Genomic DNA, 14,178 nt, shown 5'->3' on the forward strand with positions numbered 1-14,178 from the left:
CCATAGCGAAGTCGCGCATCCCGCGCTATCTGTGGCGCGTATTCATAAGATGGGTGCGACATCCGGTCCGGTCTATAGACCAGGCGCGATGTCGTTGAAACAGGAAGTTAGTCAATCATGCCCGAATTGCCAGAGGTGGAAACCGTCCGGCGCGGTCTCGCCCCGGCAATGGAAGGTGCGGTGATCGCCAGGCTGGAGCTCAACCGTCCGGACTTGCGCTTTCCGCTGCCGGAGAATTTCGCCGGTGCCGTCAACGAACGCCGCATCGTCTCGCTCGGCAGGCGCGCCAAATACCTGCTGATCGACCTGGAGGATGATCTGACCGTGATTAGCCATCTCGGCATGTCGGGATCGTTTCGGATCGAGAACGATGCGCTCGGCGAGTTCCACCATCCGCGTTCGAAGGATCAGAAACACGATCATGTCGTCTTCCATCTGAGACAGAAGGAAGGCCTGCTGCGCGTCATCTATAATGACCCGCGCCGCTTCGGCTTCATGCAGCTGTGGAAGCGCAGCGAGCTCGATCTCTATCCGGCCTTTGCCGAGCTCGGGCCGGAGCCGACTGGCAATGCGCTCGATGCGGATTATCTGGCCGCGAGGTTGGCAGGCAAGAGCCAGCCGCTCAAGGGCGCGCTGCTCGACCAGACGGTGATCGCCGGCCTCGGCAATATCTATGTCTGCGAGGCGCTGTGGCGCTCGCATCTTTCGCCGAAACGCGCCGCCGGCAGTGTCGTGACCAAGACCGGCAGGCCGAACAAGGAGCTGGTCCTCCTCAACCAGTCGATCCGCGATGTCATCGCCGATGCGATCGCCGCCGGAGGCTCGTCGCTGAGAGACCATATCCAGACGGATGGCTCGCTTGGTTATTTCCAGCACTCCTTCTCCGTCTACGATCGGGAAGGCGGCGCTTGCCGCACGCCGGGCTGCGGCGGTACCGTCGCACGCATCACCCAGGCGGGCCGCTCCACATTCTATTGCCCCGTCTGTCAGAAATAACCGCTGCCAGAAGCATAAAGAGGAGACACCAGATGAGCTACGAAACCCTGCTGACCGAAACCCGGGGCGCCGTCGCGCTCATCACCCTCAATCGCCCGAAGGCGCTGAATGCGCTCAACTCGACCGTGATGGCCGAACTGACTGAAGTGCTTGCCGCCTTCGACAAGGACGAGGCGATCGGTGCGATCGTGCTGACCGGCTCGGAAAAGGCCTTTGCCGCCGGCGCCGACATCAAGGAAATGCAGGGCATCGATTTCGTCGAGGCCTATGTCAACGACTTCATCTCCGGATGGGAGGCGATTGCCGCCACCCGCAAGCCGATGATCGCCGCCGTCTCCGGCTTCGCGCTCGGCGGTGGCTGCGAGCTCGCCATGATGTGCGATTTCATCATCGCCTCGGAAACCGCGAAGTTCGGCCAGCCGGAGATCACCCTCGGCGTCATTCCCGGCATGGGCGGCTCGCAGCGGCTGACGCGAGCGGTCGGCAAGGCGAAGGCGATGGACATGGTGATGACCGGCCGGATGATGGATGTCGCGGAAGCCGAGCGGGCAGGGCTGGTGTCGCGCATCGTTTCGCCGGAACGGCTGATCGACGAGGCGGTCGAGGCGGCAGTGAAGATCGCCTCCTTCCCGCGCGCTGCGGTGCTGATGGCCAAGGAGGCCGTCAGCCGTTCCTTTGAGACGACGCTTGCCGAAGGCCTGCGCTTCGAACGGCGGCTTTTCCATTCTTTGTTTGCGACTGCCGACCAGAAGGAAGGCATGGTCGCCTTCGTGGAAAAGCGCAAGCCGCAGTTCTCCAACCGGTAAATCGCGCAAAAGCGGATGGTCATCCGCCAAAATGCGCGTTGACTGGGGCGGGTATTCCGGTTATATGCCCGCCCACAGTTGGGAAAGCCTGATCACGGCTTCCTCTATTGCTCCCGAATTGCTGGATTGATGGTCGCAAGGACCGGCGCGGCAACGGCGGAGTTTGGTTCGAATTCGTAGAGAGGCATGAAATGGCCAATACAACTTCGGCGAAAAAAGCGACCCGCAAGATCGCTCGCCGTACCGCAGTCAACAAGTCCCGCCGCTCGCGCGTTCGTGGCTTCATCCGTAAAGTCGAGGAAGCCATCGCTTCCGGCGATATGACCGTTGCTGCCGAAGCCCTCAAGGCTGCCCAGCCGGAAATCCAGCGTGCCGCCACCAAGGGCGTGCTTCACAGCAACACGGCATCCCGCAAGGTGTCCCGTCTTGCTGCACGTGTGAAGGCTCTTTCGGCCTGATCATTTCACAAACTGTATCATAATGAAGCCTGGTCCTCTCGACCGGGCTTTTTGTGATTCTCTCAGGCCTCCTTATATTTATCCGGCTCATTAACAATTTCGTGTCACCGGCGTGACAGAAAATAGTTATTTTAATCAATGACTTACTGGAGGTCTATGAGTCTGTGGGTGACTTTGGCGATGGCCAAAAGCCCCCAGGTGGAGTCAAGAAGATTTTTATTTTTTCTGTGAACGATCGTTCAGAATGTATGTCATTTTTGAATCCCATTGATTCAACAGCGATTCTCCATGAATGCCTCTGTGACATTCAAATCACGCTCGTGGAGTCAACGCCCGCCTCTTAATTTTGCGTAAAATTCATCATTGATCTTGGCATTTGATCCTGCCTAAATGGCCTTCAGCAAGGGGCGCGGGGATTACTTCAGAGGGCTGCCGGTTACCGTCACATGGTGGACGGCAGGCAGACTTTTACCCTTTGCAACGGGATAAACTCTCCCGTTTTCCTGATAACCATCGGTTGCGATCCGGAAATTGGCATTTCCGGAAACGGCCGGTTTTTGTCAACGCGATCCGGTCCGGTGTCCGGATGAAGGAGGTGGAAGAGGTTCGGACGGCTCATGATGAGGATGAGGGCGTTCGTATATGTGGGGTGGCTTCCGCAAGCGCAGACCGTTCACGAGGCGGGCTGGGCGTAACTTTCGATCGGCTGCGAGGACGAGAGAAGGTTTTGAAACACAAGGGGACGGGCGGCGACGGTTCTCAATGATTGGGAATGGTTTGCTATGCCTTGAAACAAAGTTTGTTCTGGCGGCGTTAACGAGAACCGCCAGGCTACGAGATTTGGAAGGCGGCGAATTATGCATATGAATACTATATCAGCCCGTGCAGGTAATGGGGACCACGCGCGGCAGGCATTTGATTCTAGTTGCTCCCAGGCGGCAGGGGAAACGACGGAAATGAAGCATAATGCTCTTTTTGAGCGGTTTAGTGCGCGTCTGAAGGCACAGGTCGGTCAGGATGTTTATGCAAGCTGGTTCGGGCGTTTGAAGCTGCATTCCGTCTCAAAGAGCGTTGTTCGGCTCACGGTACCGACCACTTTTCTGAAGTCCTGGATCAACAATCGTTACCTGGATCTCATCACCACCATATTCCAGGCGGAAGACGCCGAGATCCTGAAGGTGGAAATCCTGGTGCGCAGCGCAAGCCGCAGCATCAAGGCGCCTGTGGCAGGTGAAGAGCGTAGTCTGGCCCCGGAACCTGCTGTTGTTGCTTCGTTTCCACGTTCTCAGGGCCCCCGCGAGATTGGCAAGATCGCAACTTTCCCGTCGCCGTCTGCTGCGTCGGCGCGTTCTACCCAGGCTCCCGGACCGCTGTTCGGCTCCCCGCTCGACAGCCGCTTTACCTTCGACACTTTCGTAGAGGGCCCGTCGAACCGGGTAGCGCTTGCTGCCGCCAAGACCATCGCTGAAGCCGGCGCCAGCGCGGTCCGTTTCAATCCACTCTTCATTCATTCGGGCGTCGGCCTCGGCAAGACCCACCTTCTGCAGGCGATTGCCAATGCGGCCGTCGGCAGCGAGCGCATGCCGCGGGTCGTCTACCTGACGGCGGAATATTTCATGTGGCGTTTCGCGACCGCGATCCGCGACAACGACGCGCTGACGCTGAAGGACTCGCTGCGCAATATCGACCTGCTGATCATCGACGACATGCAGTTCCTGCAGGGCAAGATGATCCAGAACGAGTTCTGCCATCTCCTCAACATGCTGCTCGACAGCGCCAAGCAGGTGGTGGTTGCTGCCGACCGGGCGCCCTGGGAACTGGAATCGCTCGATCCGCGCGTCCGTTCGCGCTTGCAGGGTGGGGTGGCGATCGAAGTCGAAGCGCCGGACTACGAAATGCGTCTCGAGATGATCAAGGGCCGTTTGGCGACTGCCCGCCAGGACGATCCGTCGCTCGATATCCCGGCGGAAATCCTGAGCCACGTCGCTCGCAATGTGACCGCCAGCGGTCGCGAGCTGGAAGGCGCGTTCAACCAGCTTCTGTTCCGCCGCTCCTTCGAGCCCTCTCTGTCGATCGAGCGTGTCGATGAGCTGCTCGCGCATCTGGTGGGCGCAGGCGAAGCCAAGCGCGTCCGCATCGAGGACATCCAGCGCATCGTCGCGCGTCACTATAATGTGTCGCGACAGGAACTGGTCTCGAACCGCCGCACCCGCGTCATCGTCAAGCCGCGCCAGATCGCCATGTATCTGTCGAAGACGCTGACGCCGCGTTCCTTCCCGGAGATCGGTCGCCGTTTCGGCGGCAGGGATCATACGACCGTCCTTCATGCCGTCCGAAAGATCGAGGACCTGATTTCGGGTGACACGAAGCTCAGCCACGAGGTAGAACTCTTGAAACGGCTGATCAACGAGAACAACGCTTAAAATCCATGTTTCTGCTTTCTGTCGCAACAATCTGGGCCGTGGCGTGTATTACGCCAGGGCCCAATACGCTTCTGGTCATGCGTTATGCGCTGACGGCGCCGCGCCGTGTGCCGATCCTGGCGGCGATGGGCACTATCACCGGCACGCTCTGCTGGGGTTTTGCCGGCTGGCTGGGGATCAATGCCCTCTTTCAGGCGGCTCCCTTTGCCTATGTGGCGCTTAAGATCGTCGGCGGGCTTTATCTCGTCTGGCTTGGATTGAAGATATTCCTGGATGCGCGAAAGTCGCGTCGGTCGGCTGATATCGTGGCGGCTCGTATCGAGGTGCCGCTCAAGACCGCCTACCGGATGGGGCTGGCAACCAATCTTGCCAATCCGAAATCGGCGCTCTTCGTCGCCAGTCTTTTCGCCGCAACCATGCCGGCCGGCACGCCCTTCCTGTATGGACTTGCGGCGATTGCCGTCATGGTCGCCGTATCGACGGTCTATTATACCTTCCTGGTCGCGCTGATCACCCACCGATCGGTGGCGGCGGCCTATCTCAAGGCCAAGAAGAAGATCGATCTCGGTGTCGGCATGGTCTTCGTGGGCTTTGGCACCAAGCTGCTGATGTCGCAGCGTTGAGGATCATGAATGGCTATCGAAAAGGATTCGACGACCCGTTTCTATAGCCAAAACGCGGCAACCTACGCGGCGAGTTCCGCACCGAGCACGCGCCACCTCGATAGTTTCCTGTCAAAACTCGCGCCCGGTGCCGCCATCCTCGAACTCGGCTGCGGCAGCGGGAGGGATAGCGCGGTCATGATCGCGCGGGGTTTCGACGCCACGCCCACGGATGGCACGCCGGAGATGGCGGAGGAGGCCGCCAGACATCTGGGCAGGCCGGTTGGCGTGCTCCGTTTCGGGGAGATCGACGCGGTCTCGGCGTTTGACGGCATATGGGCCAATGCATGCCTCCTGCATGCGCCGCGGGCGGAGCTCGGGGGCATCCTCGGCCGCATTCACAAGGCCTTGCGCCCGGGCGGCGTCTTCTACGCGAGCTTCAAGGCTGGCGAAGCCGAAGGTTATGATGGCCTCGGACGTTATTATAACTATCCGTCCAAGGCCTGGCTAAGCGCGGCCTATGGGGGGGTCGCCTGGACTTCTGTCGATATCGATGAGGTGCACGGCAGCGGTTACGACAAAAAGCCGACCGACTGGCTGCATGTGCTGGCGGTAAAAGTCTAAACGCAGGATTTTAGCAAGCCAGATCGGCAACCACCGCATCGAGGATCAACATGCCGGATGGCGTGCAGCGCAGCCGCGAATTGCCGAGGCGCTCGATGAAGCCGTATTCCAGCAGCCGTTCCTCACGGATCGGGTCCGGGTCGCGGCCGGAAAGCTGCTGCCAGCGGGCGAGATCGACGCCTTCCCGCAGACGCAGGCCCATCAGCAACAATTCGTCGGCCTGTTCGTCGTAGCCGAGGATTTCCTCATCCAGCATGCCATGGCCGATGCGTTCCACCTGTTCCAGCCAGGTTTCCGGACGCCGCTCGGTGGAGGTCGCAATCTTGTTTCTGCCGCGCATCAGACGCCCATGGGCGCCAGGACCAATGCCGGCATAGTCGCCGTAGCGCCAATAGGTCAGGTTGTGGCGGCTTTCCGCGCCGGGCCGGGCGTGATTGGAAACCTCGTAGGCCGGCATGCCGAACCGCTCGGTAATCTCCTGCGTCGCCTCGTAGAGTGCCGCCGACTGGTCGTCGTCCGGCACGATCAGCTTGCCGGCCTTGTGCAGGCCATAGAAGGGCGTGCCTTCCTCGATGGTGAGCTGGTAGAGCGACAAATGGTCGACCGCGTAGGATATCGCTTCCTTCAGCTCCGCTTCCCAGGCCTCGACCGTCTGTTTCGGCCGCGCATAGATGAGGTCGAAGGACATGCGCGGAAAGATCTCCCGCGCCAGCCTGATCGCCTTCAGGGCATCGGCAACGTCATGCAGCCGACCGAGGAATTTGAGGTCCGGATCGTTGAGTGCCTGCACGCCGAGCGAGACGCGGTTGACGCCGGCAGCGCGATAGCCGCGGAAGCGGGTCGCTTCGACGCTGGAGGGATTGGCCTCCATGGTGATCTCGATACCGTCAGGAACATGCCAATGTCTGGCGATGCCGTCGAGTATCGCCGAGACCGTGGCAGGATCCATCAGCGACGGCGTGCCACCGCCGAGGAAGATGCTGGTAACGGTCTTCGGACCGCTCATGCGCCGCATCACTTCCATTTCCTTCAGGAAGGCGGCGGTGAAGCGCGGCTGGTCCACCGGCTGGTGGCGCACATGGCTGTTGAAGTCGCAATAGGGGCACTTGGCCGCACAGAACGGCCAATGCACATAAACGCCAAAGCCCGGCTCGCCCGTATCAGGCAGAAGGGTATCGCGCAAAAGAGGAGCGGCTGAATTCAAAGCGCCTCAAGCCTCCAGGCAGGTTTCGACGAAACGCTTGAAGGCACGGGCGCGATGCGAGAGCGCTTCCGGTTCGCCGGGTTTCCAGCCATGTTTCTGATCACTGCTCATTTCGCCGAACGTAATATCATAGCCCTCCGGTTGGAAGACCGGGTCATAACCAAAACCCTGGGTGCCGCGCGGCGGCCACGCCACCGTGCCTTCCACCTCGCCGCGGAACATTTCCGTGTGCCCGTCCGGCCAGGCGAGACAAAGCACGCTCACAAAGCGGCAGCTACGCTGCTCCGGCCTTGTTGCACCGCGCTCCTCCAGCGCCTTCTCGACCTTCTCCATCGCCATCTGAAAGTCACGGCTGCCGTCCTCGCGCTCCGCCCAGTTGGCGGTATAGACGCCCGGTGCGCCGTCGAGCGCGTCGATGACGATACCGGAATCATCCGACAGCGCCGGCAGTCCGGAGGCCTTGGCAGATGCGAGCGCCTTGATTGCGGCATTTTCTTCGAATGTCGTGCCCGTTTCGTCGGGCTCTTCGAATTTCAGTTCGGCGGCGGATTTCGCCGAGAAGCCAGAAGGGACCGATCAGTTCGGCGATTTCGCGGATTTTCCCGGCATTGTGGCTGGCAACGACGATCGTCTTGGTCTCGAGCTTGCGCATTACAATTCCTATTTGATATCCCAGAGCCTGGGCTCAGCGCATTCCAGGCTGTTGCCGGCCGGATCGCGGAAATAGATTGAGCGGGCACCGTTCGGCCAGCGGAAATCGCTTTCGATGGCAATACCTGCCTTGTTGAGCTTTTCCTTGATCAAGTCAATTGCCTCGCCTGTCATGCGAAAACAGATATGCCCCGGGCCTGTCGCGCCATGGGGTGGAACCGGCAATGCACCGGCCGGTGGTGGCTTCACCGTCTCGGCAGGATTGAAGATCAGCAGGATGCCCGGCCCGCAACGGAAGAACACATGCCTGTTGCCGGCGCGCAGAACCTTTTCGAGGCCGAGAATGCCGCCATAGAAGGCCTCGGCGGCATCGAGATCGTTAGCATAAAGTGCGGTTTCGAGAATGCCTTCGATCAAACAGCACCTCTTTCAGCGAGTTTTAGGCAATCGCCTGCTTCTGCATCGCCACCAGTTCCTGCGTGCCGTCCTGAGCCAGTGCCAAAAGCTTCAGGAATTCCTCCTGGCTGAAAGGCTTGCCCTCGGCCGTGCCCTGCACCTCGACAATGCCGCCGGTGCCGGTCATCACGAAATTCGCATCCGTCTCCGCAGCCGAATCCTCGATATAGTCGAGGTCGATAACCGGCTGGCCGGCAAAGATGCCGCAGGAGATCGCCGCGACATGATCCTTCAGCACCTTGTCGACCTTGGTCATCGAGCGGGCTTCCATCCACTTCAGGCAGTCGTAGAGCGCAATCCAGCCACCGGTGATCGAGGCCGTGCGCGTGCCGCCATCCGCCTGGATGACGTCGCAGTCGATGGTGATCTGCTTTTCGCCGAGCGCTTCGAGATCGATCACGGCGCGCAAGGAGCGGCCGATCAGACGCTGGATTTCCTGGGTGCGGCCGCCTTGCTTGCCGGCGGCGGCTTCGCGCTTCATGCGGTCGCCGGTGGCGCGCGGCAGCATGCCGTACTCGGCCGTCACCCAGCCCTTGCCGCTGTTTCGCAGCCACGGCGGCGTCTTTTCTTCGAGACTCGCGGTACACAGCACATGCGTGTCGCCGAATTTCACGAGGCAGGAGCCTTCCGCATGTTTGGAGAAATTGCGCTCGAACGAGACCTTGCGCATCTGGTTCAACTGTCTGCCTGAAGGCCGCATGCTTCACTCCCTGGATTTCTGTTTTCGCCTTCTACGGCTCCGGTCAAGCTTTTGCAAAGAAAAAGGCCTAATGCGTGTACAGTAGCCGATTGTGGCTGCGGTGATTTTCCCTTTGGAGAAGGGGCGGCGAATGACTATATTTTGTGAAAACATCAACGGAACGGTGAAGGTCTAGATGGGATTTTCGGCATCGACGGGTAGGGACAGCGGCTCTGTGCTCGATGACCGTTCGCGCGAAATTTTCCGCCGCATCGTGGAAAGCTATCTGGAGACCGGCGAACCGCTCGGCTCCCGAAATCTTTCCCGCCTGCTGCCCATATCGCTGTCGCCGGCGTCGGTGCGCAATGTGATGAGCGATCTCGAGGAGCTCGGGCTCATCTACTCCCCGCATATCAGCGCCGGCCGCCTGCCGACCCAGTCAGGGCTTCGCTTTTTCGTCGACGCTTTCATGCAGGTCGGAGATCTCTCCGCCGAGGAGCGTGCCAATATCGACCGGCAGATCCGGCCCGCGGATCGCGATCAGCCGATGGAAAGCCTGATGGCGGAGGCGAGCCGCATGTTGTCGGGCGTCTCGCGCGGCGCCGGGATCGTCATTACCACCAAGAGCGACCCGGTCCTAAAGCACGTCGAGTTCATTCGTCTCGAGCCGACCAAGGCGCTTGCGGTGCTGGTTGGCGATCATAACCAGGTGGAAAACCGTATTATCGAACTTCCGGCCGGCGTGACATCGTCGCAGCTGACCGAGGCGGCTAATTTCCTCAACGCCCACCTGAGCGGCCAGACGCTGCCGGAATTGCGCGGCCAGCTGAAGACGCTCAAGGATCAGGTACAGGGAGAGCTCCATGCGCTCTCGCAGGAACTGGTTGAGCGCGGTCTTGCGGTCTGGTCCGGCGATAGCGAGGAAGGCAAGCCGACCCAGCTCATCGTCCGCGGCCGGGCCAATCTGCTCGAAGGCCTGGCGGATGTCGCCGATCTCGATCGCCTGCGGTTGCTTTTCGACGATCTCGAAAAGAAGGACAGCCTGATCGAAATCCTCGATCTCGCTGAGAAGGGACCGGGCGTGCGAATCTTCATCGGCTCGGAAAACAAACTGTTCTCCCTGTCGGGCTCCTCGCTCATCGTGGCGCCCTATCGTGACGGCGAAGACCGGATCGTCGGCGCCGTCGGGGTCATCGGGCCGACGCGGCTCAACTATTCGCGCATCGTGCCGATGGTGGATTACACCGCGCAGCTGCTTGCCAGGCTGTCGCGCTGAATTCACGACGGAGCCGCCCAATTTTCCCATCAAGCCTTGATTTTTTCACTTTAAACCTCGATATCGGGCACAAATCCAAGCCCGTAAATCCAAGCCAAGAATAACCGGAGACCGTCATGACCGACGAAACCAACAAGAACGGACCTGACGCAACTGCCGCGGAGAACACGGTTGAAGCTGTTGCATCTGCTCTTGAGGACGCGGCCAACCAGAAGAATGCCGAGGCGCCTGCCGCCGAACCGGATCCGCTGGAATTGCTGAAAGCCGAAAATAACGAGCTGCGCGACCGCTTCCTGCGGCTGGCGGCCGAAATGGATAACCTGCGCCGCCGCACCGAACGCGAAATCAAGGACGCAAAGTCCTATGCGGCGGCTGGCTTTGCGCGCGACATGCTCGCCGTTTCGGACAACCTGCGCCGGGCGCTGGACGCCGTGCCGGCCGAGATGCGCGCCGGAGCCGATGCATCGCTGACCACGCTTCTGGAGGGGGTCGAGCTGACCGAACGCTCCATGCTGTCGGCGCTGGAACGCCACGGTGTGAAGAAGATCGATGCGGAAGGTCAGAAGTTCGACCCGAACTTCCATCAGGCCATGTTCGAGATCCCGAACCCTGCTGTCCCGAACAATACCGTCGTTCAGGTCGTCCAGGCGGGCTTCACGATCGGCGAACGCGTGCTGCGCCCCGCCATGGTCGGTGTTGCAAAGGGCGGCCCGAAGGCGGAAGTCTCCGCGGAAGCCGCCGGCGAGAAAAATGCCTGAAAGCTTTGAAAAGCGGGCGCAAGCCCGCTTTTCGCTTTGCGCCGGACCTTCAGTCGGCGTTTCGCAATCCTGACGGCAAGCGCCCGCTCCGCCAAGTCCACGTAGATCTTCCCCTTAAAACGGCGGCTCAAGAACAAAACCGCCCGGCGCTTTGTCAGCGGCCGGGCGGTTCGTTTCGTCCCCACGAATGTGTATGCGGTCAGGCGGCGTGGTTTGCCTGCTGCTCGTTGAGGAAGGCATAGATCGCCGAAGCGGAATCGGTCTTGCGCAGCTTGGCGACAAGTTCCTGGTCGCGCAGGACGCGGGCGATGCGCGACAGGGCCTTCAAATGGTCGGCGCCGGCGCCTTCGGGTGCGAGCAGCAGGAACACCAGATCGACCGGCTCGTCATCGAGCGCTTCGAAATCGACCGGCGCTTCAAGGCGCGCGAAAATACCCTTGATCGACGAGATGCTGTTGAGCTTGCCGTGCGGGATGGCGATGCCGTGGCCGACGCCGGTGGAGCCGAGCCTTTCGCGCTGCAGGATGATGTCGAAGATTTCTCGTTCGCTCACGCCCGTCAGCTTGGAAGCCTTGGCCGCCAGCTCCTGCAATAGCTGTTTTTTGGAATTTACCTTTAGGGCAGGAATAATCGCATCTTGCTGCAGCAAATCTGCCAATGCCATTCTCGTCATCCTTCGTGCCGCAAGAGCTTGTGCCCTAGGCGAAGGGGAGCGCCGTCTCCGACGCTCTCCCCAGGTGTCAGTTCTTGATATTGGTGGAATCGATCCAGCCAATATTACCGTCATTGCGGCGGTACACAATGTTCAGATGTTCCTTGCCGGGACTGCGGAACAGAAGAACAGGCTCGTCTGTCATATCAAGTGCCATGACGGCGCTTGCGACCGTCATCGTCTTCAACTGCTTCGAACTTTCCGCGACAATGGTCGGCGCGAAATCCTCGGGCACTTCCTCCCCTTCATCCGGTACGCTGTCCATAACAGTGTAGGCAACTTCCGCATAACCATTCACATGGTTGCCGGCATGATGATCCTTGAGCCGCCGTTTGTAGCGGCGCAGACGCTTTTCGATCCGCTGTGCTGCGGCGTCGAAACTGATCTGTGGATCATTCGCCTCGCCGGCCGCATGCAGGACGATCCCGGTATCGAGATGCACCTTGCAGTCGGCAGAAAAGCGCGAACCAGCCTTTTCCACGATGACTTGGCTCGAATAGCCTCCGTCGAAGTATTTTGTAACCGCTTCTCCGATTTGGTCCTCGATCCTTTGACGGAACGAATCGCCAATTTCCATATGCTTACCGGATACACGCACACTCATGGAGTTCTTCCTTCTTGTCGTGACTTGCGTGTTCCAGTCTACGCCAAGCCGTCCCCTCATCCAAGTCGTTCACACGTCACCGCGCTAAATTGCTGCAATCGGTGTCTGTCTGGATGATGGGATACGTTTCGTGCCATGTCCCGTGCAGTTGCGGCGGGCTTCTAGCGCCCGATGTTTTAAATGTCAACGGTGGCCGGTCTCGGGATTTCTACGTAGGCCTGTGGAAAACCGCCTGTTTCGGCCGCGTTTCAGTATGCCGCGACCCCGGCGATCGCACGCTTTTCGCGGCGGCGCTGAACGGAGGAGGGGATGTTCATCGCCTCGCGGTATTTAGCGACGGTCCGGCGCGCAAGTTCGACGCCGCCGCGTTTCAGGCTGATCACGATATCGTCGTCCGAAAGCACCGCATCCGGCGTCTCCTGCGCGATGAGCAGGCGAATCCGGTGGCGCACGGCCTCGGCCGAATGGCTGTCGCCACCTTCTTCTGCCGAGCCGATCGACACCGTGAAGAAATATTTGAGTTCGAACAGGCCCCGCGGTGTCAGCATGTATTTGTTGGAGGTGACGCGGCTGACCGTGGATTCATGCATCTTGATCGCTTCGGCAACGGTCTTGAGGTTGAGCGGCCGCAGGTGATCGACGCCGTGCATCAGGAAGGCATCCTGCTGGCGGACGATTTCGGTCGTCACCTTCATGATCGTCTTGGCCCGCTGGTCGAGGCTGCGCGTCAGCCAGTTGGCGTTCTGCATGCAGTCGGACAGGAAATTATGATCGTCGCCGTTCTTCGGGCAATTCTTCGACACCGTCTGGAAATAGGTATGGTTGACCAGAACGCGCGGCAGGGTGTCCGGATTGAGTTCCACCATCCAGCCGCCGTCGGGCGCTGCGCGCACGACGATATCCGGCGAAATCGTCTCTGACATGCCGCGCTCGAAACCCGCGCCGGGCTTCGGGTTGAGGCCGCGGATTTCCGCCAGCATGTCGATCAGGTCTTCGTCGTCGACACCGCAGATCTTTCGAAGCGAGGCGAAATCGCGTTTGCCGAGCAGATCCAGATGTCTGATCAGTGCTTCCATGGCCGGGTCGAGCCGGTCCTTTTCCCGAAGCTGGATTGCCAGACACTCGCTGAGTGATCGGGCAAAGACGCCCGGCGGATCGAGCGTCTGCAGCGAGTGCAGGATGGCCTCCACATTCTCGGAGCTTCTGCCGAGGCGGGCGGCGATCTCCTCGATGTCGCCCAGCATGTAACCGGCCTCGTCGAGCTGATCGACGAGATGCTGAGCAATCAGGCGGCTGGCCGCATCGACGATCAGGAAGGGGATCTGCTGGTTCAGGTGGTCGCGCAGCGTCACCTGGCCGGCGACGAAATCATCCAGGTCGTAGTCTTCGCCGGACTCGCCGCCCGGCATCGATTTCCATTGGCTGAGCAGTTCCGGCGCATCGGCGCGCCGCACCGGGCCGTCGTCCGGGAAGACGTTTTCGAAGCCCGTATCGAGCCCTTCGCCGAGCCTTTCGGCGCTGATGGAGGAGGAGCCCTCATACCAGTCGCTATCGACTTCGGCGGCCGCCGAACTCTCGCGGTCTTCGATCGGGGCAAAGTCGTCGGCGGTTTCGAAGCCTGTTTCCGCGTCGTTTTCGCTCTCGCTTGACGTAATTTCAAGCAGCGGGTTCTTTTCGACTTCCTGGGCGATGAACTGGTTGAGTTCGAAATGCGTCATCTGCAGCAGCTGGATGGATTGCATCAGCTGCGGCGTCATCACCAGCGATTGGGTTTGGCGTAGGAAAAGATTAGCGGATAAACCCATGGCGGACGCGAAACTCCCCTGCAATCCCCTTGAACCACCCGGTCATGGAGTGGTGGACGCTCGACTTCGCCGAGCCCCACAAGGCCAAATTTGCATCTGGCACAAGAATTGCTTTTTTGAAAGA

14 protein-coding genes and 1 pseudogene are annotated in these 14,178 nt (G+C 60.1%); 8 read left to right on the forward strand and 7 right to left on the reverse strand.

The window, feature by feature from the left end; genetic code table 11:
- Positions 1-117 precede the first annotated feature (117 nt).
- From mutM to LZK81_RS02630, 6 genes are all read left to right on the forward strand, one after another.
- The gene (mutM, locus tag LZK81_RS02605) at positions 118-996 is read left to right on the forward strand and encodes a bifunctional DNA-formamidopyrimidine glycosylase/DNA-(apurinic or apyrimidinic site) lyase (RefSeq protein WP_046629371.1); all 879 of its coding nucleotides are present in this window, start codon (positions 118-120) and stop codon (positions 994-996) included.
- Between the two features lie 32 nt (positions 997-1,028).
- Positions 1,029-1,802 (forward strand): enoyl-CoA hydratase, encoded by a 774-nt coding sequence (locus LZK81_RS02610; RefSeq protein ID WP_233955115.1) that lies wholly within the window; start codon positions 1,029-1,031, stop codon positions 1,800-1,802.
- A gap of 191 nt (positions 1,803-1,993) precedes the next feature.
- A complete protein-coding gene (rpsT, locus tag LZK81_RS02615) occupies positions 1,994-2,260 on the forward strand; it encodes a 30S ribosomal protein S20 (RefSeq protein ID WP_038594489.1) in 267 nt (88 codons plus the stop codon).
- An 857-nt stretch (positions 2,261-3,117) separates the two neighbouring features.
- Positions 3,118-4,683: a chromosomal replication initiator protein DnaA gene (dnaA, locus tag LZK81_RS02620; RefSeq protein WP_046603104.1), complete on the forward strand. Its 1,566-nt coding sequence runs from the start codon at positions 3,118-3,120 to the stop codon at positions 4,681-4,683.
- Positions 4,684-4,688: 5 nt separating this feature from the next.
- Entirely contained in the window at positions 4,689-5,306 is a 618-nt protein-coding gene (locus tag LZK81_RS02625; RefSeq protein ID WP_233955116.1) for a LysE family translocator, read from the forward strand.
- A 9-nt stretch (positions 5,307-5,315) separates the two neighbouring features.
- Entirely contained in the window at positions 5,316-5,909 is a 594-nt protein-coding gene (locus LZK81_RS02630) for a class I SAM-dependent methyltransferase (protein ID WP_233955117.1), read from the forward strand.
- A gap of 10 nt (positions 5,910-5,919) precedes the next feature.
- Here LZK81_RS02630 and hemW read toward each other — a convergent pair whose 3' ends face one another.
- The 4 genes and pseudogenes from hemW to rph form a co-directional block, all read right to left on the reverse strand.
- Positions 5,920-7,113, reverse strand: a complete 1,194-nt coding sequence (hemW, locus tag LZK81_RS02635; protein WP_233955118.1) for a radical SAM family heme chaperone HemW — start codon at positions 7,111-7,113, stop codon at positions 5,920-5,922.
- A gap of 6 nt (positions 7,114-7,119) precedes the next feature.
- A pseudogene (gene rdgB / locus LZK81_RS02640) lies at positions 7,120-7,765 on the reverse strand (RdgB/HAM1 family non-canonical purine NTP pyrophosphatase).
- Positions 7,766-7,773: 8 nt separating this feature from the next.
- The gene (locus tag LZK81_RS02645; RefSeq protein WP_233955119.1) at positions 7,774-8,181 is read right to left on the reverse strand and encodes a VOC family protein; all 408 of its coding nucleotides are present in this window, start codon (positions 8,179-8,181) and stop codon (positions 7,774-7,776) included.
- Positions 8,182-8,203: 22 nt separating this feature from the next.
- On the reverse strand, positions 8,204-8,920 hold the full coding sequence (gene rph, locus LZK81_RS02650) for a ribonuclease PH (RefSeq protein WP_046603110.1): 717 nt from the start codon (positions 8,918-8,920) through the stop codon (positions 8,204-8,206).
- 175 nt (positions 8,921-9,095) lie between these two features.
- On the opposite strand from rph, the gene hrcA reads away from it, so the two are divergent.
- Both hrcA and grpE read left to right on the forward strand, forming a co-directional pair.
- Positions 9,096-10,175: a heat-inducible transcriptional repressor HrcA gene (gene hrcA / locus LZK81_RS02655; protein WP_037079489.1), complete on the forward strand. Its 1,080-nt coding sequence runs from the start codon at positions 9,096-9,098 to the stop codon at positions 10,173-10,175.
- 116 nt (positions 10,176-10,291) lie between these two features.
- A complete protein-coding gene (grpE, locus tag LZK81_RS02660) occupies positions 10,292-10,933 on the forward strand; it encodes a nucleotide exchange factor GrpE (RefSeq protein ID WP_046603111.1) in 642 nt (213 codons plus the stop codon).
- A gap of 199 nt (positions 10,934-11,132) precedes the next feature.
- Here grpE and ptsN read toward each other — a convergent pair whose 3' ends face one another.
- The 3 genes from ptsN to rpoN all read right to left on the reverse strand — a co-directional run bounded on the left by ptsN (position 11,133) and on the right by rpoN (position 14,054).
- Positions 11,133-11,597, reverse strand: coding sequence for a PTS IIA-like nitrogen regulatory protein PtsN (gene ptsN / locus LZK81_RS02665; protein WP_046603112.1), 465 nt, complete (start codon positions 11,595-11,597; stop codon positions 11,133-11,135).
- Positions 11,598-11,673: 76 nt separating this feature from the next.
- Entirely contained in the window at positions 11,674-12,249 is a 576-nt protein-coding gene (gene hpf / locus LZK81_RS02670; protein WP_037079483.1) for a ribosome hibernation-promoting factor, HPF/YfiA family, read from the reverse strand.
- Positions 12,250-12,497: 248 nt separating this feature from the next.
- A complete protein-coding gene (gene rpoN / locus LZK81_RS02675) occupies positions 12,498-14,054 on the reverse strand; it encodes an RNA polymerase factor sigma-54 (RefSeq protein ID WP_233955121.1) in 1,557 nt (518 codons plus the stop codon).
- Between the last annotated feature and the right edge of the window lie 124 nt (positions 14,055-14,178).

It is taken from the genome of Neorhizobium galegae, assembly GCF_021391675.1.
Lineage (GTDB): Bacteria > Pseudomonadota > Alphaproteobacteria > Rhizobiales > Rhizobiaceae > Neorhizobium > Neorhizobium galegae_B.

What these genes read in the sequence shown, in the direction of transcription:
- mutM (WP_046629371.1), top strand. Translation starts at nt 118, where the DNA reads ATGCCCGAATTGCCAGAGGTGGAAACCGTCCGGCGCGGTCTCGCCCCG.
- LZK81_RS02610 (WP_233955115.1), top strand. Translation starts at nt 1,029, where the DNA reads ATGAGCTACGAAACCCTGCTGACCGAAACCCGGGGCGCCGTCGCGCTC.
- rpsT (WP_038594489.1), top strand. Translation starts at nt 1,994, where the DNA reads ATGGCCAATACAACTTCGGCGAAAAAAGCGACCCGCAAGATCGCTCGC.
- dnaA (WP_046603104.1), top strand. Translation starts at nt 3,118, where the DNA reads ATGCATATGAATACTATATCAGCCCGTGCAGGTAATGGGGACCACGCG.
- LZK81_RS02625 (WP_233955116.1), top strand. Translation starts at nt 4,689, where the DNA reads ATGTTTCTGCTTTCTGTCGCAACAATCTGGGCCGTGGCGTGTATTACG.
- LZK81_RS02630 (WP_233955117.1), top strand. Translation starts at nt 5,316, where the DNA reads ATGGCTATCGAAAAGGATTCGACGACCCGTTTCTATAGCCAAAACGCG.
- rph (WP_046603110.1), bottom strand. Translation starts at nt 8,920, where the DNA reads ATGCGGCCTTCAGGCAGACAGTTGAACCAGATGCGCAAGGTCTCGTTC.
- hrcA (WP_037079489.1), top strand. Translation starts at nt 9,096, where the DNA reads ATGGGATTTTCGGCATCGACGGGTAGGGACAGCGGCTCTGTGCTCGAT.
- grpE (WP_046603111.1), top strand. Translation starts at nt 10,292, where the DNA reads ATGACCGACGAAACCAACAAGAACGGACCTGACGCAACTGCCGCGGAG.
- ptsN (WP_046603112.1), bottom strand. Translation starts at nt 11,597, where the DNA reads ATGGCATTGGCAGATTTGCTGCAGCAAGATGCGATTATTCCTGCCCTA.
- hpf (WP_037079483.1), bottom strand. Translation starts at nt 12,249, where the DNA reads ATGAGTGTGCGTGTATCCGGTAAGCATATGGAAATTGGCGATTCGTTC.
- rpoN (WP_233955121.1), bottom strand. Translation starts at nt 14,054, where the DNA reads ATGGGTTTATCCGCTAATCTTTTCCTACGCCAAACCCAATCGCTGGTG.